Below are 20,543 nucleotides of genomic sequence, written 5' to 3'. Positions count from 1 at the left end.
TCAGGCTCCACCGGGCCCCGCATCCCCACCCCGCGCCACCCCACGGGTTCTTTCCACCCGGGTGGGCGTCACCCATACATGTCACGATCGAAACGGGACCACGTTCGAAGGGCACGTCCGAAACGGCATACCGAACACGGCACGGCCCGGCACGAAGACGCCGCACCAGGAGCGCGGAACGCGGCCTCAGGACGGGAAGGAAGGGACCCCATGCCCGCCGAACCCCGCCTCTCCCCCATGCCCCGGGACTGGCAGCGGGCGCTCGCCGTCGTCGCCCACCCGGACGACCTCGAATACGGCGCCGCGGCCGCCATCGCCGAATGGACCACCGCCGGGCGGCAGGTCAGCTATCTCCTGGTCACCCGCGGCGAGGCCGGTATCGACGGGCTCGCACCCGCCGAGTGCGCCGCGGTCCGCGAGACCGAGCAGCGGGCCGGTGCCGCGCTCGTCGGCGTCCACACCGTCGAATTCCTCGACCGCCACCACGACGGGGTCATCGAGGCCGGCCCGGCGCTGCGCCGCGATCTGGCCGCGGCCATCCGCCGCCACCGCCCAGAACTCCTGGTCACCCTCAACCACCACGACACCTGGGGCGGCGTCCAATGGAACAGCGCGGACCACCGGGTGGTGGGGCGCGCCGTCCTGGACGCGGCGGGCGACGCCGGCAACCGCTGGATCTTCCCCGAGCTCGCCGGCGACCGGGGCCTGGCGCCCTGGAACGGCGTGCGGTGGGTGGCCGTGGCAGGCTCCCCGCACCCCACGCACGCCGCCGAGGTCGGCCCCGGCATCGACCGCGCGGTCGACTCGCTGGCGGCCCACAGCACGTACATCAAGGGCCTGGGCGGCTCCCACCAGGACCCCCGCGCATACGCCCGCAGCTTCATCGAACAGACGCTGCGCAACGGCGGCGAACGCTACCGGGGCCGCCCCGCCACCCTCTTCCAGCTCTTCCCCCGCTGAGGTTCACGGCCTCCCGGCAAGCCCGCGTACGAACCACCCACCGGCCCGTTGCCCGCCGTCCGCTCACCGCCCCTTCCGGGCCACGTAGTAGACGTTCAGGATGTCGCCCGGCACCTCCCGCGTCCCGACCTCGTCGAAGCCCGCCTCCCGCAGCATTCGCAGCGCGGTCTGCCGGCCCCAGACGGTCCCGAGCCCGGCGCCGCCCTCAGCGAGGGACACGGTCATGCAGTAGAAGACCGACAGGGCGTAGAGGGTGGGGCCCAGTGGATGGCCGACGTTCTCGGACAGGTCGCTGGAGGCCGCGATATCGCCCATCAGGAAGACCCCGTCGGCCCGCAGCCCGTTCGCGACGGCCGTGAGGGTGCGCGCCGGACGGGCCAGGTCATGGATCACGTCGAAGGCGGTGATCAGGTCGTAGGAGCCGGTCAGTTCGGCCGTATCGGCCACCTCGAAGCGGGCGTTGTCCAGCTCCCAGCGCGCCGCCTCCGCGCACGCTTCGCCGATGCCCGCCTCGGAGATGTCCATCCCCACGAACCGGCTGCGGGGGAAGGCGCGGGCCAGCAGATTGACGGCGTGGCCCTGGCCGGTGCCGATGTCCAGGGCGTCGATGCCGTCGCGCAGCCGCTCGGTGAGGCCCGGTACCAGCGGCACGATGGTGTCGACCAGCGAGGAGTCGTACACCCGCGCCGTCTCCTCGGCCTGGAGGTCCTGGAAGTGCGGATATGACGAGTACGGCACCCCGCCGCCGGCCCGGAACGCCGCCAGGACCTCGTCCTCGACCTCTCCCATCATCGCCAAGTACTGCGTGAAAGCGGCCATGTTGTCCGGGCCCGCGTCCCTGGTCAGCACGGCCGCATGCGCGGGCGGGAGCCGGTAGCCGCCGTCCTCGGGGGCGTACTCGACGATGCCGCCGACCGTCATCCCGCCCAGCCACTCCCGGACATAGCGTTCGTCGAGCCCGGCAGCCTCGGCGATCCGCGCACTGGTCGCCGGCGGCAGACCGGCCATCACATCGAACAGCCCCGCCCGGTGGCCGAGGCTGCACAGATGCCCCAGACAGGCGTCGTTGAGCAGCCGGAGCATGCGTCCCGCGAACTCCTCCTGCCGCGCCGGGCCCTGAGCCCGTTCCGTCATCGCGCCCGCTCCTCCCGGCCCCCGGAAAACGGCCCGACGCGGCCCCTCGCACCACCACCGGCCACCCGCCGGGTTCGTTCGCTTTATCTCCCCTTTGCCTGTTTTTCGATGCTACGCCGGGAGGCCGGTGGCCACCTCGGGAGACCGGCCGGGCCGCCGCCGACCGGGCCCGTTCTGTGGGCCGTCGGTGGCACAGCGGGCCACACCCGCTTGCGCCTCCTGCCGAGCGCCCCCACCGCCCTGAACAATCGCCCCTGACCAGGACGTATGCATGCGTCTCAGCGGACTGAGGGGAACGACCGATGGACGGAGCGAGACAGTCGGACCGCAGAGCCCTGCTGGCCGGCGGACTGTTCGCCGCCACGGCGGCACTCACGGGGTGCTCCTCGAAGAGCACCGCCCCGGCAGCAGCCGGCGCCTCGCCACAGGCGCGGCCCACCATGCAGCCGACCGCCCGGCCCGCCACCCCGGAAGCGGCCTTCACCCGCCTGATGGAAGGCAACCAGCGCTGGGTGAGCGGCGACCTCCAGCACCCCGACCGGGACCCGGACCGGCGGGAATTCGTGGCCCAGGAACAGAAGCCTTTCGGGTCGGTCCTCGCCTGCATCGACTCCCGGGTGCCGCCGGAGCTCCTCTTCGACACCGGGCTGGGCGACCTCTACGTGATGCGCACGGGCGGCGAGGCGGTCGGCCCGGTGGTCACGGGTTCCGTCGAGTACGGGCCCATGACCAGCGGAACCCCCCTCATCGTGGTCCTCGGCCACCAGCGCTGCGGCGCCGTCGAGGCCTCGTACACCTCGCTCAAAGAGGGCAAGCCGCTGCCCGGCAACCTGGAGGCGATCGCCCGCGCGCTGCGCCCGGCCTACGAACAGGCGGTCCGGGAAGGCGGCAGCGACCCGGTCGACACCATGGCCCGCGCCCAGGTCACCCTGACCGCCGCCAACCTGCGCTCCAACCAGGACCTGGCCCCCCTCGTACAGAAGGGCACCCTCGCCGTGGTCGGCGCCTACTACTCCCTCGACAGCGGCAAGGTGGAGGTGCTGTCGGGGGCGCCGTCCTGACCTGCCGCACGAGACTGCCGGGGCCTGCCCGTTCAGGCCGCGAGGAGCTCCGCCCACCAGGTGATGCCGCCCGGGTGGACCCGTGTGCCGCACTCGGCCGCCAGCGCGGTGATGAGGTCGAGCCCGCGGCCGTGCTCGCCCGGGCAGGGGTCGGCGACCGGCCGCCCGTCCGCCGCCGCGGGCCCCGCGTCGGTCACCTCGACGCGCAGGGCACTGCGCCCGCCGGTCCCGGCCCGTGACAGCCGCAGCACCGCCGGCGGCAGGGCGTGGACGACCGCGTTGGTGATCAGCTCCGAGATCACGAGGAGCGCGTCCTCGGCGAGGTCCGGGGCCAGGTTCCAGTCGGCCAGGACCGTACGCACCCTTCGGCGTACGACCGCGACGGCCTCGGGGATGTGCGGCAGCGGGCAGACATGTTCGTCCGCCTCCGGAACCACCACGTCAAGCTGTGCCGTCATGCCTCCACCTCCGAGGCCTCTGCCGGCTGGCCGCCGGGCTTGAGAAGGACGCTATGGCGGACGGTGGAGGCGGTCAATGAACGGTGGTCGGCATTACCGAACGCCAGATGCCGAGGGGCCATCCCTCCCGGCAGATGCCGACCGCGGGACTACGATTGCCTCATGGCCGGCCCGGTCCAGTCGATCGAACGGGCGGCGGCGATCCTGCGTCTGCTCGCCAGTGGGCCCCGTCGGCTCGGACTGGGTGAAGTAGCCGCGTCGCTCGGGCTGGCGAAGGGCACCACACACGGCATTCTGCGCACCCTCCAGAACGTCGACTTCGTCGAGCAGGACGCGGCGACCGGGAAGTACCACCTCGGGGCCGCACTGCTGCACCTGGGCACCAGCTACCTCGACGTCAACGAGCTGCGGTCGCGCTCCATCAACTGGGCCGACGCCCTGGCCGCCCGCAGCGGGGAGGCGGTCCGGCTGGGCGCGCCCCTGGAGGGCAGGGTGCTCATCGTCCACCACGTCTTCCGCCCCGACGACACCCTCCAGACCCTGGATGTGGGCGCGCTGCTGCCCCTGCACGCCTCCTCGCTCGGCAAGGTGCTGCTGGCCTTCGGCAGCATGCCGCTGGAGCCGGCCGTGAAGGCCGGGCTGGAGGCGTACACCCGGCACACCCTGGTCGCCCCGGAGGGCCTCACCCGGGCGCTCACCGAGGTCCGGGAGCTCGGGTGGGCCGCCGAAGTACAGGAGATGACCATGGGCGAGGCCGGTATCGCCGCGCCGATCCGGGGCCACGGTGGCCTCGTGGTCGGTGCCATCGGCGCCTCCGGCACGGTCGAGCGGATCTGCGACGCCAAAGGGGTCCCGCAGCCGGCCCTGGTCAGCCAGGTCCGCCACGCCGCCCAGGCGATCTCCCGAGACCTGGGGGCCGCCCGCTGGTAGACCCCGACGCCCGCATGCCCCGCAACGGAAGGCTGACCATGGTTGAGCGGTATGTGATGTCCATCGACCAGGGCACCACCTCCACCCGATGCATCCTGTTCGACCACCAGGGGCGGCTGGTGTCGGTCGCCCAGCGGGAACACCAGCAGCACTTCCCGCGCCCCGGGTGGGTCGAGCACGACGCCGTCGAGATCTGGCACACGCTGCGGCGCGTGGTGCCGCAGGCGCTCTCCGACGCCGAGGTCGGCCCCGATGAGGTCGCCGCCATCGGGATCGCCAACCAGCGCGAGACGACCGTGCTGTGGGACCGGCGTACGGGCACCCCGCTGGGCCGGGCGATCGTCTGGCAGGACACCCGTACGGCCCCGCTGGTCGAGGACCTCAGAAGCCGGCCCGGGGACGACTTCTTCCTCCGGCGCTGCGGCCTGTCCCCTTCCACGTACTTCTCCGCCCCCCGGATCCGCTGGCTGTTCGACCACGCCGACGGGCTGCGGCAGCGTGCCGAGGACGGCGAGGTGCTGTTCGGCACGATGGAGAGCTGGCTGATCTGGAACCTCACCGGCGGGCCGGACGGCGGTCTGCACCTCACCGACGTCACCAACGCCAGCCGCACCATGCTCATGAACATCAGCACGCTCGACTGGGACGAGGAGCTGCTGGAGTTCTTCGGGGTCCCCCGCCCGATGCTCCCGGAGATCCGCTCCTCGGCCGAGACCTACGGAGTCGCCCGTTCCGTCCTCCCGGGTGTCCGCATCACGGCGGCACTCGGTGACCAGCAGGCGGCGCTGTTCGGACAGACCTGTTTCGCCCCCGGCGAGGCGAAGTGCACCTACGGAACCGGCAGCTTCCTGCTGCTCAACACCGGCACCGACCTCGTACGGTCCCGGCACGGACTGCTCACCACCGTCGCCTACAAGATCGAGGACCAGCCCGCGGTCTACGCACTCGAAGGCCCGATCGCCGTCACCGGTGCGCTGGTCCAGTGGTTCCGCGACCGGCTGGGGCTGATCAGCACCGCCCCCGAGATCGAGACGCTCGCACGCGCCGTCGAGGACAACGGCGGCTGCTACATCGTCCCGGCGTTCTCCGGGCTGTACGCGCCGCACTGGCGCAGTGACGCCCGCGGGGTCATCGTCGGCCTCACCTCGTACATCACCAAGGAGCATCTGGCCCGGGCCGTACTGGAGGCCACCGGCTGGCAGACCCGGGAGGTGGTCGACGCCATGAACGCCGACTCCTCACTCGCCCTGAAGGTGCTCAAGGTGGACGGCGGCATGACGTCCGACAACCTCCTCATGCAGTTCCTGGCCGACGTGCTCGACGTGCCCGTGGTGCGGCCCATGGCCGTCGAGACGGTCTCCCTGGGCGCCGCGTACGCCGCGGGACTCGCCGCCGGCTACTGGCCCGACCTGGAGGTCCTGCGCCGCAACTGGCACCGGGCCGCCCAGTGGCTGCCGGACATGGACCCCCGGCGGCGGGAGTCGGAGTACGAGAACTGGAAGCGGGCGGTCGAGCGGGCGCTCGGCTGGATCCGGTCACCGAACCCGTCGTGACGGCTCGTCACCAGGAAGGCTCGCCACGCTGAGTGGCCGCCCCGGCACAGCAAGCCGACGTCCCTGTTCCGTAAGGAGGCGATCCGTTCCCCGGCGCCCTTACGGCGGCTGTGATGGGAGACATGAAATCGCGTCTCTCTCCGCCGGTGTTCAAGGGCAGACTCCATGACGCCCGCACCGCGACCTCGATCGGCCGGTGGCTGGGGTCGGCGTTCGCCGTGTGCTTCCTCACCGGACTGATCAGCCACTTCATGCAGCATCCGCCGGACTGGCTGGCCCACCACATCCCGAGCCGCCCGTCGTGGGGATACCGGCTCACCCAGGGCCTGCACGTCGCCTCCGGCATCGCGGCAATCCCCTTGCTGCTGGCCAAGCTGTGGGCCGTATATCCGCGGCTGTTCGCATGGCCGCCACTGCGGTCGGTCAAGCACGCCCTGGAGCGGCTGTCGATCGCCGTGCTGGTGGCAGGGGCCGTCTTCGAGCTGGCGACGGGACTGCTGAACACGGCCCAGTGGTACCCGTGGCCGTTCTCGTTCGTGCCGGTGCACTACGCCGTGGCGTGGCTGGTGGTCGGGGCGCTGGTGCTGCACCTCGCGGTCAAGGCCCCGGAGATCCGGGCGCATTGGAGCCGGCGGTCACCCGGGACGCTCGCCCTGCCCGAACAGGACGGACCCGACCGGCGGTCCCTGCTGGCCGCGGTGGGCGCCGCTGTCGGGACCGTCACGCTGACCACCGTGGGCCAGTCCTTCACCCCGCTGAAGGACTTCATCCTGTTCGCACCGCGCCACCCGGACCAGGGCCCGCAGGCCCTGCCCGTCAACCGGACGGCCGCCGCGGCCGGCGTCGGCCGGATCGCCGACGAGGAGTACCGCCTGGTGGTGGACGGTCCGCAGCGGTACACCCTGACGCTGGAAGAACTGCGCGCCCTGCCGCAGCACGAGGTGGAGCTGCCGATCGCCTGTGTGGAGGGCTGGAGCAAGTCGGCGCACTGGACGGGCGTACGGGTCGTGGACCTGCTGGAGCGGGCGGGCGCGCCGCCGCACGCGCGGGTGCGGGTGACGTCGTTGCAGCTGCGCGGCGGCTACCGGGTGTCCGAGATGGGCCATGAGCACGCCCGCGACCCGCTGACCTTGCTCGCCCTGCGCCTGAACGGCACGGAACTCGACCCCGACCACGGCTACCCGGCGCGGCTCATCGCCCCGAACCGCCCCGGCGTACTCCAGACCAAGTGGGTCGGCCGACTGGAGGTCCTGGCATGAAGGCGATGCGTGCCCTCGCGGGCGTGGCCGGCGTGGTGCTCATGGGCGTCGGGGCGTCCTTGCTGCTGGACGTCCGTGACCTGACCGGCGTGCTGGTCTGGCTGGGCGGAGCGGTGGTGCTGCACGACGGGTTGATCGCGCCGCTGGTGCTGTTGGTTGGACTGGTGCTGGTACGCGGTGGTGTGCGTGGTGGTGTGCACGGGCCGGTTCGTGGCGCGCTCACGGTCGCGGGAGCGTTGACCGTGGTGGCCCTGCCGGTACTGCTGCGCCCGGGGCCGAGAGCCAACTCCTCGGTGCTGCCGCTGGATTACTGGGGCAACTGGCTGGTCGCGGTGGGGGGTGTGGTCATGGTGACGGCAGTCGTCCTGGCTGCTCGGTGGTTCAGGCGCGGGCGACGGGGGGCGGCGTAGGGCGGCCGGACACCATCGGGCACAACAACGGGGCCGGCCCCGAATGGAGCCGACCCCGATTGACCTGCATGCTTACCAGGCCCCTATGCCGATGCCACGGTGGCCGTCAGACGTTGAACCGGAATGTCTGCGGGCTGATCCTGACCTGCGGCGGAGCCCAGCCCAGGCCCTGACCTGGGATTCCTTGTTGGCATGCGTTGGCTCCTGACGGCTGTTTACGGGTGTCCTGCGGACTGACTGCGGACTGGCCGGGTCCCCGGGGCAGAGGATTTATTGCACACCGACGGGACCTGCAACGAAACTGCGCAGATGAGCGACCGCTACCCCTGCCCCTGATGCGGGCACCGCGTGCTCGACGCCATGCCCGGCTCCTACGAGATCTGCCCGTCTGCTTCTGGGAGGACGACGGGGTCCGGTTCCGCTGACCGGCCATGGGCGGCGGAGCGAACAAGGTCTCCCTGATCGAGACCCGTGCAGCTACCAGGACTTCGGCGCCTGTGACCAGCACGGCGGGCGGTAGGTCCGCGCGCCGGGCCGAGGACGAGCCGCTCGACCCTACCTGGCGCCCCATCGACCTGACACGACTCCTTCGAGGACTGGGACTCGGACGAACGCGCCCCGTGACCCAACGACCGCTCAATGCTCTGCTGGTGGCTGCCGCGATCACCCGGCGACACCTCGAAGGAACGGGCGGGGACAACGGAGAACGAAAGAGGCAACAGGCAACACCGCCGAACCCCGATTCTCCAGGCGCGCGTCGTGCCAGACTCACTTTCGGATGCGAAGCGAAACGATGCCGTCACAGCGGGTGTTTGTCATCGGGTTTCGTGTCGCCCGGTGATCGTCGGATGACGGTTCCCGTGAGGGCGGACGACCCTCGCGGTCACTGTTCAAGGGGAGGTTGATGATGAGCACGAATTTACGTTTCGGCCCGGAACTTCGCCGTTTGCGAGTGGAAGCGGGGCTGACTTTGACTGAGTTCGCCGTGGCGCTCAACTACGACAAGGGGCACCTCAGCAAGGTCGAGCGCGGGGAGCGTTCCGCGTCCCCGGAACTAGCCCGGCGGTGCGACGCCTTCCTCGGAGCGGATGGCGAGCTGCAGCGCCTGATCACCCGTCCCGAGACGGACTCGGACTCTGGCACCACCGAATCCCCCGCCGGTCCGAGCCGCTGGCTCGTCGGGCGCCGGGCGGTCCTCTCGGCGGGGACGGGTGCGCTGATCGACCTCGGCCTGAAACTCGGCGGTCAGGCGCTGTCCTCCACCGACGACCCCCTCCTGCCCTCCTTCCGCATGCAGTTCGACCACCTGCGGAAGCTCGGTCAGTCCACCGCGCCCAAGGTCCTGCTGCCCCTGCTGGAGACGCAAACCCGCATGATCGCCGGGCTGGCCGCCGACGCCCGGTCCGTTTCCCGGGCCCCTGCGCTCCTGCTTGCCTCGCGGTTCGCGGAGTTCACCGGATGGATGGCCCAGGAGGCCGGGGACAGCGACGCGGCACTCGGCTGGACTGGCGAGGCCGCCGAACTGGCGCGCGCCGGGGGTGACCCGTACCTCGGTTCCTACGCACTGGTGCGACGTGCCCTGGTCACAATGTACGGCGGGGACGCCGCTGGCACCGTCGCCCTGGCCCGCCGCGCGCAGAGCAGCGAACTCCCGCCGCGCATCCGAGGACTCGCGGCTCAACGGGAGGCCCAGGGGCACGCGCTCGTCGGCAACGAAGCCGAGTGCCTCCACAGCCTCGACAGGGCACGGGAACTGCTCGCGAGCGACGACGCCCGCAATGGCGCCGAGCTCGTGATCGGCACCTCTCATGTGAGCGATCCGGCGGCGATGTCGACCGGCTGGTGCCTGCACGACTTGGGCCGCCCCAAGGCCGCCGCCGAGGTACTCGACCGGGAGTACCGCCGCCTCCCGCCGCATGCGCTGCGTACCCGCGCCCGGTACGGCTTCCGCCGGTCCTTGGCCCATGCCGCCTCTGGGGAGGTCGAGCACGCGTGCGCGATCGCCGGAGATCTCCTGGGAGTGATGCCGGCCGTGCCCTCGGCGACGGTGAACAGCGACGTCCGGCGTCTCGCACGGGAACTCTCCCGGTTCCGGAGCAGCCGCGCCGTACGTGATCTGCAGCCCGCGCTGGCACGCGTACTCGCCCCAGCGCACGGCTGACAGCCGCTCCACGACCGACACAGACTCGAGCCGCCCGGCTCGCCGGACTACCTGGTCCCTCCGGCCCTCCGGATCCCACGATCCCGGCGGGACCCTTTGATTACCGCTCGACGCGTCGCATCGCGACCCCGGCTTCTTCGGGCTGCCCGCGACCAGTGACGCACTAGGCGCCGCCCCTCCATCCTCACGTCCCCGTGGATGCGCCATGCCGTCACACAGGGGACCTCATGGCCCGGGCGGACCGGAGCCCCGGTCCACCGCGGCCGGGCCCGTTCACCTCGTCTTCCTCACGAAGGGAACCTTCATGCCCGACGTCTTCGTCAACTACCGCACAGGCGACGAGGAGTCCGCAGCGACCATGATCGCTCGGGAACTCGCCCGTCGGTTCGGCGACGAGCGGATCTTCTTGGCCAGCAACTCGATCGAGCCCGGACGCCGTTTCCCGGTGGAACTGGTCAGGGCGGTGGAGGAGTGCGAGGCTCTCCTCGCCGTGATCGGCCCGCGCTGGGCAGAAGTGCGGGGGGCCAACGGTCGCCCCGCCCTCGAAGCCGAGCAGGACTGGACCCGTCGCGAGATCCAGACCGCGCTCGGCCGCGGGGTCTTGGTGATCCCCGTGCTCGTCGGAAAGGCCACGAGGATCGACCGCGCCATCCTTCCGGACGATCTGCTGGAGCTGGCGGACTGCCAGTACAGGCGGTTCGACCACCGCAACGCCGAATCGGACCTGACGGCGCTCGGCGACACCCTCGCCCGGCTCCTGCCCGAGCTGGGTGCGGTGGACCGGGACGCGCGTGCGGTGCGGGAGCGGGCGGAGGCGAAGCCCCGCGAGAAGTCGGCCCGGGACACCGGCCACACCAGGATACGGACGCGCGACTTCGAGCAGCGCGTGCGCGGCGGCATCGGAAACCTCAACGGAGACCTGTCCGGCACCTTCGTCAACGAGCCGCAGGGACCTGTGAACACCGGTCGGGGCCATCAGTACAACGCACCTCACTTCGAGGGCGACAACACCGGGCTCCAGTTCACGGCGGGCGACAACAGCGGTACGGTCCACCAGCGCTTCGAGCGCGAGCGCCGGCACTCGGACGACGGACGATGACCGAGCAGGACCGCGTCACCGTCAACGATCCGCGTGGCCCGGTGAACAACGGCGTGGGACCCCAGAACGTCTTTTACGGCGCCGGCGCGGATTGGATGATCCGCAAAGGAGTCGAGTCCCTCCGGATCGTCCGCGAGGACCGGGTGCGCCTGGCCGACCGGTTCGTTCCGCCGGTGGGCTACCGCATCGCCGCCGACCGCCTGGAGAAGCCCGGATCGGTGGCGCTGCTGGAGGCTCCACCCGGCAGCGGCCGCCGCGCCGCAGCGATCATGCTGCTGCACGGGCTCGGTGAGGACGAGGGCGACGACGAGGGGGACCGGTTCGAGGAGCTTCCCGCCACGGGCACGGACGAGGTCCCTCTCGCCCCCGGGGAGGGGGACCGCTTCCTCCTCGACCTCTCCGGGATCACCGACGAGGCGGAGTACGCCAAGGCCCAGCACCACGTGGCCGTGCTCCGGTCACAGGTCCAGGAGGCGGGGGCCTACATGGCCGTCGTCCTGCCGTCCGGCATGGAGCACGCCCACGCGCCGGAACTCGAACCGCACACGGTGACGCTGGGACGTCCCAGGGGCGTCGCCGTCGTCACCCGGTGTCTCCGCATGGACCGGATGGCCTTCCGCCCCGCGGATCTGGGGAGTCCCGACCTCCAGCGCCTGTGCGCCGGCTCCCCCATGCGGGAACTGGCGCGGCTCGCGGGGCTGGTGAGGGCCGCTCGCGACAGCGGCCGGTTCGGCACCTGCTTCGCGGGATGGCTCGACCAGGCGATGCACGCGGTGACCGACCGGGCCGGTGAGGTGGGCCGGCAGGTGGCCACGGTCCGCACCACACCCGAGCGTGCCCTGCTGCTCGCGACGGCGATGTTCGAGGAGGTCCTCGCCGACACCGTCTACGAGGCGTGGCGCGGCCTGATGAAGACGGTGAGGCACGAGGAAGAGGCGACGACCGAGCTTGCGCGGACGGATTTCAGGGAGCGGTTGGCGGCCCTCGAGATCGAGCGGGCCCCGGACGGACGGCTCCGCTTCGAGCGACTGGCCTACGCCGACGCGGTACGGAGGTACTTCTGGGCGAACTTCCCCGGGGTGCGCGACGACCTCAGGGACTGGATCGGCCGTGCCGCCGGACTCCCCGGTCTGACCACCGACGACCGGGTGAACGTCGCCATCCGCTTCGGCGAGCGGTCCTTGGCCGTCGGGCGGCCCGACCACCTCTTCGACCTTGTGGTCCGCTGGGCGGGCAGCGCGACCGGCTCGCTCTGCGACTCGCGAGCCGTGGCGGCCCTCGAACTCGGTCTCAGCCACGAGAGATTCGGGGGATGGTTCCGCAAGCGGGTGTACGAGTGTGTGAGGCCCGGCCCATTGTCGGACGGCCTCATCCGCGTCCTGACCGTTGCGTGCCGGCAGAGCCTCGGCGCGACACACCCGCATCAGGCGATGGTGCGGCTCCACTACCTCGCCGTACGGACGGGGGAGGCGGCGCGCGAAGCCCGGGAGGCCCTTCTCGACCTCGGCGGTCGCGACCGTCGGCTCTACCGGCTGCTGATCGACCGTCTGAGGTACAGGGTGCATCAGGAGCCTCGCGGGGCGGAGCCCCATCTCGGGCTGCTCACTGAGCTGTTGAAGAGCGAGCGGGCACCGGACCCGCCCACGTGGCCGGACCTGTTCCTGGGCTGGGAGACGGTTTTCTCCCAGCCGCCGACGGAGCTCTGGAAACCGCTGGTGAGCAGTTGGCTGACCGCCGCGGCGGCCGACAGCACGCGGGAGATGGCGCTGGGCGTGATGGTCGGCGCGACGCGCGGCCGCGCGGCCGCTCTCCACCGCCTCTACGCCATCGCCTGCGACTGGGCGGGAACCACGAGCCGCCCCTCCCGGGCGACGTCCGTCGCCGCCCTCTTCTGGCAGCACATCGACCACGCGCAGTACGCCCGCACGGAGACCGCGGAGCGTGCGGACGCCGGACCACGGACCACGGAAGAGGCACGATGAAACACCGCCTTCCCAGCCTGCTGTTCGTCGCTCTCTGCGGCCTCGCACCGGCTGTGCTCGGAAACCTCTTGAGCTGGTCGGCGTGGCTATGGGGCTTCATGTCCATGGTCACGGTCTCCGGCTCCCTGCTGCTCGTGATGACAGTCCTCAGCGGTGGCCGCGCGTCAGCCGACACGTACGAGCCCGAGGAATCCGAGCCGCCCGCCACGCCGGCGGAGCCGCCGTACCAGGAGACGCGGGTGGTCGACGCGGCACTGCCGAGCGCGACAGACGGCTACGACTTCCTCTTCTCCGCCACCGTGTGGTGGAGGCCGACCCTCGACCATGCCGAACCGTCCAGCGGCGCCGCCCCGGCCCTCGCCGTGTCCTCGGTCGTCAGCCGGGCCCTGGAGGTCGTCCGCCACGAGGAGCCCGGCCGGGCGAGCTTCGCTCGGTATCTCCTGGAGGGGGAGCTCAGCGTCCCGCTCCCGGACCGGAGCGGACGGGTGAAGGCCCTGGCGGCCGATGTGACGCTGGCCCTCGCCCCCGCCGACCGCGAGCGCCTGCGGAAGTTCAAGGACCTTCGCAAGGACGAGGAGCTTTGGGAGTACGAGCGTCAGCATGAGCGCAACAAGCGGCGCTACCTCGGTGACGACGTGCTCAAGAGCGCGGGCAGCGCGGTGGTGTGGTGGCTGGCCCGTCACGAGAACGAGATCGAGAAGGCGGTCGACATGATCGGCCCGCTCGCCCAGATCGCGGCGGCGGCCAACGACGAGGAGGTGCCCGAACTCTTCCGCCACCTGCTCGTTCCGCCCGTGGGCGCGCGGAGCGAGGCGACCGTCGGGCATCCGCCGTGGGACGAGGATGGCCTTGGAGGGGAGACGTTCGACCGCGAGGAGGAAGTGGGGGTCTCGGATCGGCTGCGCCTGTTGCTGACGGCTGCGGGCCTCAAGCCGGACATGGACGGGTACACGGTGTTCGTACACCGTGTGATGCGGTTCCTGAGGGCGACGGGGCTGGGCGAGGCCGCCGACGAGATCAGGCAGGCCTTTGGCCTGGCCCCCGACGAGGAGCCAGAGGGCGAGCCTTCGGACGAGGAGGACACCACGGGACCTTGGCCGCCCCGCTCTCCAGACCCCGAAAGCCCGCCGTTCACCGACACGGCCGCGGACCCGAATGCTGACGCGGGCGCGGACACGTTCACGCCCTGGACGGCGGAGAGCAGCGCAAACGAAAGGAAGAGGGACCAGTGGGAGACGGGCGAGGGCCACATGACGTCTCCACACCTCTGGGACCCCTCGCACAGCCCGCACCGGCCCGCCGAACCCCGCACACGGGACGAGGACGGGAACTGATCCGGTAGACGGTCGGCTCTCCGAGGCTCCCCCTCGCCGCACCCCGCGGCAGGGGAGCCCTTTCCCGTCTCGAAACAGTGCAGGTCGGAAGGGGCCTGACCTCGAAAGATCAGGCCCCTTCTGATCGCAGGTGAGCGACCGCTATCCCTGTCCCTGCTGCGGGCACCGCGTGCTCGACGACATGCCCGGCTCCTACGAGATCTGCCCGTCTGCTTCTGGGAGGACGACGGGGTCCAGTTCCGCTGGCCGACCATGGACGGCGGCGCGAACAAGCTCTCTCAGATAGAGGCCCAGCGCAACTACCAGGACTTCGGCGCCTGCGACCAGCACGGCCGAGAGTACGTCCGCCCTCCGGCCGAGGACCGCGCCCCATGGCCCGATGACCGCTCGGTGCTCTGTTGGTGGCCCTCCACCTTCTGGCTCAGCGCCCCCGGCGGCATCATGACGTTCCCCATCGAGGCCCTCATCCAACGGCTCGACGGTGACGACGACCCCTACGGTGCCCGCACGCGGCTGGTCGCCATCCGCGGCGACGCGACCCTTGCCCCTGGAGAGCGCCGGCGCGGTCGAACCCCTGCGCCGCGCTTACCTGGGACGGGCGACGCCACCGGACTGTGGGACCAATGCGTCAGTACCTCGTCCAGCTCCGTGCCCCCGGCTACACATGACGAACTGAAGGCACAGGCGAGCCCAACGTCAGCAACCGCGGCAGACTCCCCACTCACCATGCCGCGGCAGTCCAATGACCTGCACCATGCCGTGCCTTGGCGGCGCACGGGAGTTACCAGCCGGACCGACGTGACAGCCAAGGCCGAGGGACGGTCGCGGCCGCCCCTCGTGGGACGAGTCCTCAGAGCCAGCTAGTCATCGATGACACATCCAGGTGTGATGCACATCACGTGATGGATGGAGGGATTAATTGCCGCTTCCCGAGGCTCCGGGGGCCGAAGGGAGACAGGCTCGACCTTTATTCCTGGAGGCACCACCCATGACACTCGAAGCGCCTGGACCTGTGCCACCCGAAGCCCCTGAAGGAACCGACGCGGCCGAGACACCCGATTCGGACGACTCGACCGCGGCATCGGAAACTGCCGTATCCCCCGATGAGGACCTTGACGCCTACTACGCCAAGTTCGGACTGATCAGACGATGGAGCAACCTTCCCGAACCGGTGCTCGTCCCGCCCGCCTCCGAGTCCGTCACCGGGCACCCCAAGCTGGAGGAGGACGATCTGATCGCCTACACCGGCCCCGGGAACGGCATCCGGGACAGCTCGTACTTTTACTTCGGCACCGAGCAGGTCGGCGGCCGCCTGCTGGCCGGGCGACTGTTCATCGATACAACGATTTCCAGGCTTTCCCCAGGTGACATCGTCCGGACCTGGGGGCATGGGGATGACGGCCAATGGCCTCGCACCCCCTATCGGGGCGAAGCCTTGCAGGCTGCACGGGCAGTGGAGGCTCGAAATGAGGCCGCGCTGGGCAACATGGACCTCGTCGAAAGGTTCATGGCCTCCGACCTGGGCTTATGGCGGGGAGCCCGCTGGCAGGAGCCGGTGGCCACCGCCCTAATGGGCGGATGGGCGAGCACTCTCTACACCCACGGCACCATCCGCCGCGGTGCCCTGGACCAACTGATGCGTGACGTACGTGAGATCCACCGCCAGCTCACCCCGCTATGGCGACGGCGCTGTGCCGGAGAGCGGCTGCTCAGCCTTGACGTCCCCGTCCTCGATAGCGGCCTAACTCTGGGCGATCTCATAGCGAGCGGTCCTGACCCCGCCGATGCCCTCGGAGGCACACTGCCCGACGACCCGCGCGTACTCAGTGTTCTGAATCAGTTGTCCCCTCTGGAACGGGCGGTCGCACTGACCTGGTCTCAGCCGGGCACCACCAGTTGGGCAGAAGCCGCCGCAGGCGTCTTGGCCCTTGACGCCCTTATCAGTCCCGGCCACCGCAAGTACGCCGGCCTCGACGCACAAGCCTTGGGTGAGCGGGTGCGCCGTAAGCTCAAGCGACTTGGTGACCGACACACCGCCCGCCACGCTTCCGCCAGGGCCCAAATCCAGCGGCCCGACGGAGTCACGCCAGGACAGGTGGAGCTCTCGGATAGGAATGCACTCCCCCAAGCCGGCCCAATCGGCGGCACCTCAGCCGGTCATAGCGGCCAAGACGAACGGCCGGAGGCGTGAATGCCAGACGCACTCACGGTCGTTCTGATAGCTGCCGTGGTCGTCATCTCTGTACGCGAGGCGTACAGAGATGAGCGACTCGGCGCCGCCCTCCTGGTCGGCGTGGCAGTAGCCACCCTGTTGTTGACGCTCGCCAGCGGCACAGGCAGCACCAGCAGCAGCCCAGGCGGGGCTGGCACCGATTCGCCCTCATCCCCCTCTCCCCGCTCCCAGGGGAACGGAGAGTTGCTGCGCATTGATCTACCGCCTCAGAGTGCCCAGTGACGGGGCCTGCCAAGCCGCAGCCCGCCTCTCGACCGGCCGTGCCGAACTCATCTAGCGCGCTCCGGCTCTGCCCAACCACGCAATTACTCTGTCAGGTACTGCCACAAGCGACTGATGACAGTTTCTTCGCTGTAGCTAGCGAGAGACAATGCGACAGCAGAGACGAGGAGCGATACTGCCGCAACGAACAGGGCAATCCGCCCCATTCTGAATGTGTCGATTGAAGCACCCATCGATGCGACTGCAGCCAGGATTTCTCGGTACCCCTTGTCAGCCTCAAGTAGCTCGGCGAGCAGATTTTCCTGGTTGCGTCTAATCAGGGCATTAAGACCTTGCGGCTCCCTCGCATCGCGCCCAGCCAGTCGGAGGCGCTCCTCCAGGGCGGGGGAGTCCCTTACTACGACCTCAGCCTCCTCCTCAAAAGAGGAATGCGACGCATTTCGCAAGCGTACGTCTCGCTCGACGCTTGCCAAGTCAAGACTCGCAGTCAGAAAATCATCGCGCAGCAATGCGAGCCTCTTGCCCGAGAATCTTCCGTGTCGATTTCGGGCACGATCTCGCAGAGAGGCACGTTCCTGCGACATGGCGTCGATCATATGCGAGACACCCAACAGGACGGCGAGGCCGTTTATACGCATTGCCACATACCCCGCGAGCCCAGAAGGATTTGCCCCTCCGTGAAATTGGAGGTCCCCAATTTCAGACGTGATTTGAGGCACGCCACCCCAGAGCGTCGAGCAATTCCTCAGAGCAGGGCACAAGCCCTCATCAACCGACTCCAAGAGCATTCGAGGAAAATCATCTGACACCCAGTGCCTGAATTCGCTTTTTGTTACCCCTAGCGCCCTCAAGGGGTCTCTCATTTGAGATGCGTCAGCCTGCGGGTCGGTCGGATCAAACTCCCTCAGCAACATAAGGTCAATGGTCGGCTGAGGCACACTCTTGGCTTCGAACCAACCCGGACAGTGCTCCGCAAGCCATGCGCGAGCCGCATCGTGCAGCGACGCCCTTTCCTGTTGAGTGACGCCGAGGCCAGCCCAAAGGCGGTTCTCAGCCCGAGGACGTCCCGGCCTCATCACCATCCGCGGCTCATGAGGTCCGTGCCAAACCGAGTTAACACATGAAGACCCAGCGGATGACATCCGAAACCAGGCAACAACTGCTGTCAGCCCACCTCCGATCTGGATCGCCGTCAGCTCGATGGATGAAAACCGCCATGGCAGTCTTCGCGTCACGCCATCCGGGTGATACCACGATGCAGTGGCAGAGTGCACTTCGCCCAGACGCCACCAGGAGCTGCCGGAGTTTCCCCGAGACCTCTCCAGATACTCCTGATTCCCCTGCCCGATCCCACTCCAGACCCGGCGGCGATCCCACGAATTCCGCCGCAGAGACCTCTTCAGCCTCTCAAATTCACTTGGCGGGAAGAATTCCACCAGCCAAATCGCTGGATTTTCGACAACTTCCGCATCCGGTACTGTCAGATTTCTCGACGAGTCATCCCGGCTCCATGCGATATTCCGCCTGTGCTCATCAAACGGAATTAGATAATTGACGCCGAAATTTAGCGCTTGGCGCCAAGAAAGAGGGAATCGCTGCCCCAGCCACGACCTCGAAAGAGCCGAGAGCCCCCTATAGGGGAGATCGTACCAACGCCGGCCGTGCCCAATCGCCGGCACTGCATCATATGCGTCACGAATGAATCGTGATCTCTCTTCGCCATCGCTATCCATCTGCCGAGATCCATTCCTTCCCACCGCCTTCGAAGACCTTCAAGAAATTCGCTCCCACCCCTGCAAGGAAATCTCCTGGCCGCTTGACAAGTAGTTCCCCAGCGCGCTGGCCGTGGTGTCAACGAAGGCTTCGGGGACGGCACCGGCGTCGACCCAGCGAACCTGAGAGTGCTTGCAAGGTTCGCGGTTTTCCGGTTCGCCGGTCCATTCGTGGGCAGCGAAGACGACGGTGAGAAAGCCGTTGGGGGCCTCGACGCCCCAGGCGCCGTGGATGATGTGGGCAACCTTTAGGGACTCGGGCTTCACGGTGAGGCCGGTCTCCTCATACAGCTCGCGCACCGCAGTCTCGGTGATGGGCTCGCCCTGTTCGCTCTTGCCGACAGGGAGGTCCCACATGCCTTGGGCGAACTTGGCGTTCTCGCTGCGCTGGAGGAGGACGACGCGGTTGGTGGCCCTGTCGTGGACGATGACGGCCGCGACCAGCAGGGTCATCGAGTCGAGCGCCGGCTTGAGGGCTTGGGAGCGGTCGTCGGTCTGCTGGGCCACGGTGTTCCCTTCGTCGGGCGGGTTGTTGGGCATGTTAGGCGAGGGCCTCGCGGGCGCGGCGGGCGAGATCGGCGGCACCGGGGACGCGACGGCGCTGGTAGACCGCGAGGGTGGAGCGGATCGAGGAGATCGCCTTGCGGGTGCGGTCGGAGGTCATCCCTTCCATGAGGACAAGGGCCTGGGTCCAAGCGGCCACCGCTTCATCAGCTCGGGCCTGGGCGGCGAGGCTGTCGCCGAGGTCAGCGTGGGTGAGGGCGTGGACGCGCTTGTATTTGTCCGGGTCCCAGCGGGTGAGAGCCTCGCGGTGCTGCTGTTCGGTGCCGATGTGGTCGGCGAGGTCAGTGAGGGTGCGGGCGGTGTGGCTGGCCACGGTGCCGGCGGCGGGGCCGCTGACGCGGGAATAGCTGGGCTGGGGGCCGTCATCGCGGAGGAGGGCGTCTTCGGCAGCGAGCAGGGCGCGCGCGGCCAGGGGGTTCTCGTCAGTGGCGGCGTAGGCGCGGGCGTGGGTGATGTGGAGGAGGGCCTCAGTCTGGCCGTCGACGTGGCCAAGGCCGCGTCGCAGGGCACCTTCGACGAGGTCGATGCAGTGGTGAGGCAGCTTGAGGCTCAGGGCCTGGTGGGCGAGGGCGCGCATCATCCAGGCCGCGTGACCGTTGGGGTCGGCTTCGCAGGCGAGCTGGTAACCGACTTGGTAGTAGCGCTGGGCCGCGCCCTCGTGGCCCAGGTCGTGGTGCTTCCACCCGGCGAGATAGGCGAGTTCGGCTACGGCGCCGAAGGCGGCGCGGCGTAACGGCTCCGAGGGGAAACGTCCGCGGAGCATCGGGGCAGCGGTGTCGGCGAGGTACGCAGTGACGGTGGTCTGACCGTGCCCGCCTCCGAGGCACTCGTCAGCGGCGCTGAAGGCCGCGGTGATCTGGCGTACGACGTCCACGTCCTCCGCGCCTACCACGGACGTGCCGGTGCGGGCACGGAGCATGCGGGCGGTGGCCTCGTGGTCGTAGCCGAGCGGCATGGCTACGCCAGCGGTGGTGAAGGCCGCGATGGCGAGGAAACGTCGGCGCTCGACGTCGGCGCGGCCCAGGTCGGTGACGGCGAGGACGGGGTCGGTTTCCGCCGGCTCCTCGGCCTCGCCAGCGCGTAGGCCGATCTCGGTCTGAGTGATCGCTCGTCCCGCTCGGCGGGACAGCGCTTCGGCGAGGTACTGGCCTACCCGGCCCGAGGGGCTGCGGGTGCCGTTCACCCAGTGCGAGATGGCCGACTTGTTGGTCTGGAGGATCTCGCCGTTCTCGGCGGCAATGCGCCGCACGTCACGGGCGAGGGCCTCGTAGGTGCAGCCGACCGCGTCGATGACGTCGCGCAGACGGGAGTTGGGGCCTCTCTGCGCCTCCACGATCGCCTCCACTCCGGAGCTGTAAACCGCGTATACCGCTTCAACTGCCTTCCACCGTACCCACTGAGCGTGACCACC

16 protein-coding genes and 1 pseudogene are annotated in these 20,543 nt (G+C 69.5%); 12 read left to right on the top strand and 5 right to left on the bottom strand.

Annotated features, from left to right (window positions below; genetic code table 11):
• Nucleotides 1-210: 210 nt before the first annotated feature.
• Nucleotides 211-960: a PIG-L deacetylase family protein gene (locus CP981_RS25330; RefSeq protein ID WP_085925047.1), complete on the top strand. Its 750-nt coding sequence runs from the start codon at nt 211-213 to the stop codon at nt 958-960.
• A 63-nt stretch (nt 961-1,023) separates the two neighbouring features.
• Here CP981_RS25330 and CP981_RS25325 read toward each other — a convergent pair whose 3' ends face one another.
• Nucleotides 1,024-2,094: a class I SAM-dependent methyltransferase gene (locus CP981_RS25325; protein WP_085925046.1), complete on the bottom strand. Its 1,071-nt coding sequence runs from the start codon at nt 2,092-2,094 to the stop codon at nt 1,024-1,026.
• A 302-nt stretch (nt 2,095-2,396) separates the two neighbouring features.
• Between CP981_RS25325 and CP981_RS25320 the strand changes: the two genes are divergently transcribed.
• Complete coding sequence (locus CP981_RS25320; RefSeq protein WP_244329783.1) at nt 2,397-3,155, top strand: carbonic anhydrase; 759 nt, start codon at nt 2,397-2,399, stop codon at nt 3,153-3,155.
• A 32-nt stretch (nt 3,156-3,187) separates the two neighbouring features.
• Here the strand turns inward: CP981_RS25320 and CP981_RS25315 are convergent, their stop codons facing one another.
• Entirely contained in the window at nt 3,188-3,613 is a 426-nt protein-coding gene (locus CP981_RS25315) for an ATP-binding protein (RefSeq protein ID WP_085925045.1), read from the bottom strand.
• A gap of 162 nt (nt 3,614-3,775) precedes the next feature.
• On the opposite strand from CP981_RS25315, the gene CP981_RS25310 reads away from it, so the two are divergent.
• From CP981_RS25310 to CP981_RS25260, 10 genes and pseudogenes are all read left to right on the top strand, one after another.
• A complete protein-coding gene (locus CP981_RS25310; protein WP_085925044.1) occupies nt 3,776-4,543 on the top strand; it encodes an IclR family transcriptional regulator in 768 nt (255 codons plus the stop codon).
• A 38-nt stretch (nt 4,544-4,581) separates the two neighbouring features.
• Nucleotides 4,582-6,096 (top strand): glycerol kinase GlpK, encoded by a 1,515-nt coding sequence (glpK, locus tag CP981_RS25305; protein WP_085925043.1) that lies wholly within the window; start codon nt 4,582-4,584, stop codon nt 6,094-6,096.
• A 122-nt stretch (nt 6,097-6,218) separates the two neighbouring features.
• Nucleotides 6,219-7,355, top strand: coding sequence for a molybdopterin-dependent oxidoreductase (locus CP981_RS25300; protein WP_244329782.1), 1,137 nt, complete (start codon nt 6,219-6,221; stop codon nt 7,353-7,355).
• Nucleotides 7,352-7,765: a hypothetical protein gene (locus tag CP981_RS25295; RefSeq protein WP_085925042.1), complete on the top strand. Its 414-nt coding sequence runs from the start codon at nt 7,352-7,354 to the stop codon at nt 7,763-7,765. Before CP981_RS25300 ends, CP981_RS25295 begins: the two co-directional genes overlap by 4 nt.
• A gap of 907 nt (nt 7,766-8,672) precedes the next feature.
• Nucleotides 8,673-9,926, top strand: a complete 1,254-nt coding sequence (locus CP981_RS25285; RefSeq protein WP_085925041.1) for a helix-turn-helix domain-containing protein — start codon at nt 8,673-8,675, stop codon at nt 9,924-9,926.
• Between the two features lie 304 nt (nt 9,927-10,230).
• Nucleotides 10,231-11,025, top strand: a complete 795-nt coding sequence (locus CP981_RS25280) for a toll/interleukin-1 receptor domain-containing protein (RefSeq protein WP_085925040.1) — start codon at nt 10,231-10,233, stop codon at nt 11,023-11,025.
• A complete protein-coding gene (locus tag CP981_RS25275; RefSeq protein WP_085925039.1) occupies nt 11,022-13,007 on the top strand; it encodes a hypothetical protein in 1,986 nt (661 codons plus the stop codon). The genes CP981_RS25280 and CP981_RS25275 overlap by 4 nt, the downstream gene beginning before the upstream one ends.
• Entirely contained in the window at nt 13,004-14,341 is a 1,338-nt protein-coding gene (locus tag CP981_RS25270) for a hypothetical protein (RefSeq protein ID WP_085925038.1), read from the top strand. Before CP981_RS25275 ends, CP981_RS25270 begins: the two co-directional genes overlap by 4 nt.
• A 130-nt stretch (nt 14,342-14,471) precedes the next feature.
• Nucleotides 14,472-15,205: pseudogene (locus CP981_RS39570) on the top strand (CPCC family cysteine-rich protein).
• A gap of 124 nt (nt 15,206-15,329) precedes the next feature.
• The gene (locus CP981_RS25260) at nt 15,330-16,532 is read left to right on the top strand and encodes a hypothetical protein (RefSeq protein ID WP_143658878.1); all 1,203 of its coding nucleotides are present in this window, start codon (nt 15,330-15,332) and stop codon (nt 16,530-16,532) included.
• Nucleotides 16,533-16,879: 347 nt separating this feature from the next.
• Here the strand turns inward: CP981_RS25260 and CP981_RS25255 are convergent, their stop codons facing one another.
• The 3 genes from CP981_RS25255 to CP981_RS25245 all read right to left on the bottom strand — a co-directional run bounded on the left by CP981_RS25255 (nt 16,880) and on the right by CP981_RS25245 (nt 20,465).
• Entirely contained in the window at nt 16,880-17,710 is an 831-nt protein-coding gene (locus tag CP981_RS25255; protein WP_143658877.1) for a hypothetical protein, read from the bottom strand.
• Between the two features lie 858 nt (nt 17,711-18,568).
• Nucleotides 18,569-19,108 carry an NUDIX domain-containing protein gene (locus tag CP981_RS25250; RefSeq protein WP_085925036.1) on the bottom strand — a complete coding sequence of 180 codons (540 nt, stop codon included), beginning with the start codon at nt 19,106-19,108 and terminating at the stop codon, nt 18,569-18,571.
• A gap of 1 nt (nt 19,109) precedes the next feature.
• On the bottom strand, nt 19,110-20,465 hold the full coding sequence (locus CP981_RS25245) for an NsdA family TPR-like regulatory protein (RefSeq protein WP_085925115.1): 1,356 nt from the start codon (nt 20,463-20,465) through the stop codon (nt 19,110-19,112).
• Between the last annotated feature and the right edge of the window lie 78 nt (nt 20,466-20,543).

It is taken from the genome of Streptomyces platensis, from assembly GCF_008704855.1.
In the GTDB taxonomy this organism is placed as follows: Bacteria; Actinomycetota; Actinomycetes; order Streptomycetales; family Streptomycetaceae; genus Streptomyces; species Streptomyces platensis.
This window is presented reverse-complemented; position numbering and strand designations above follow the sequence as displayed.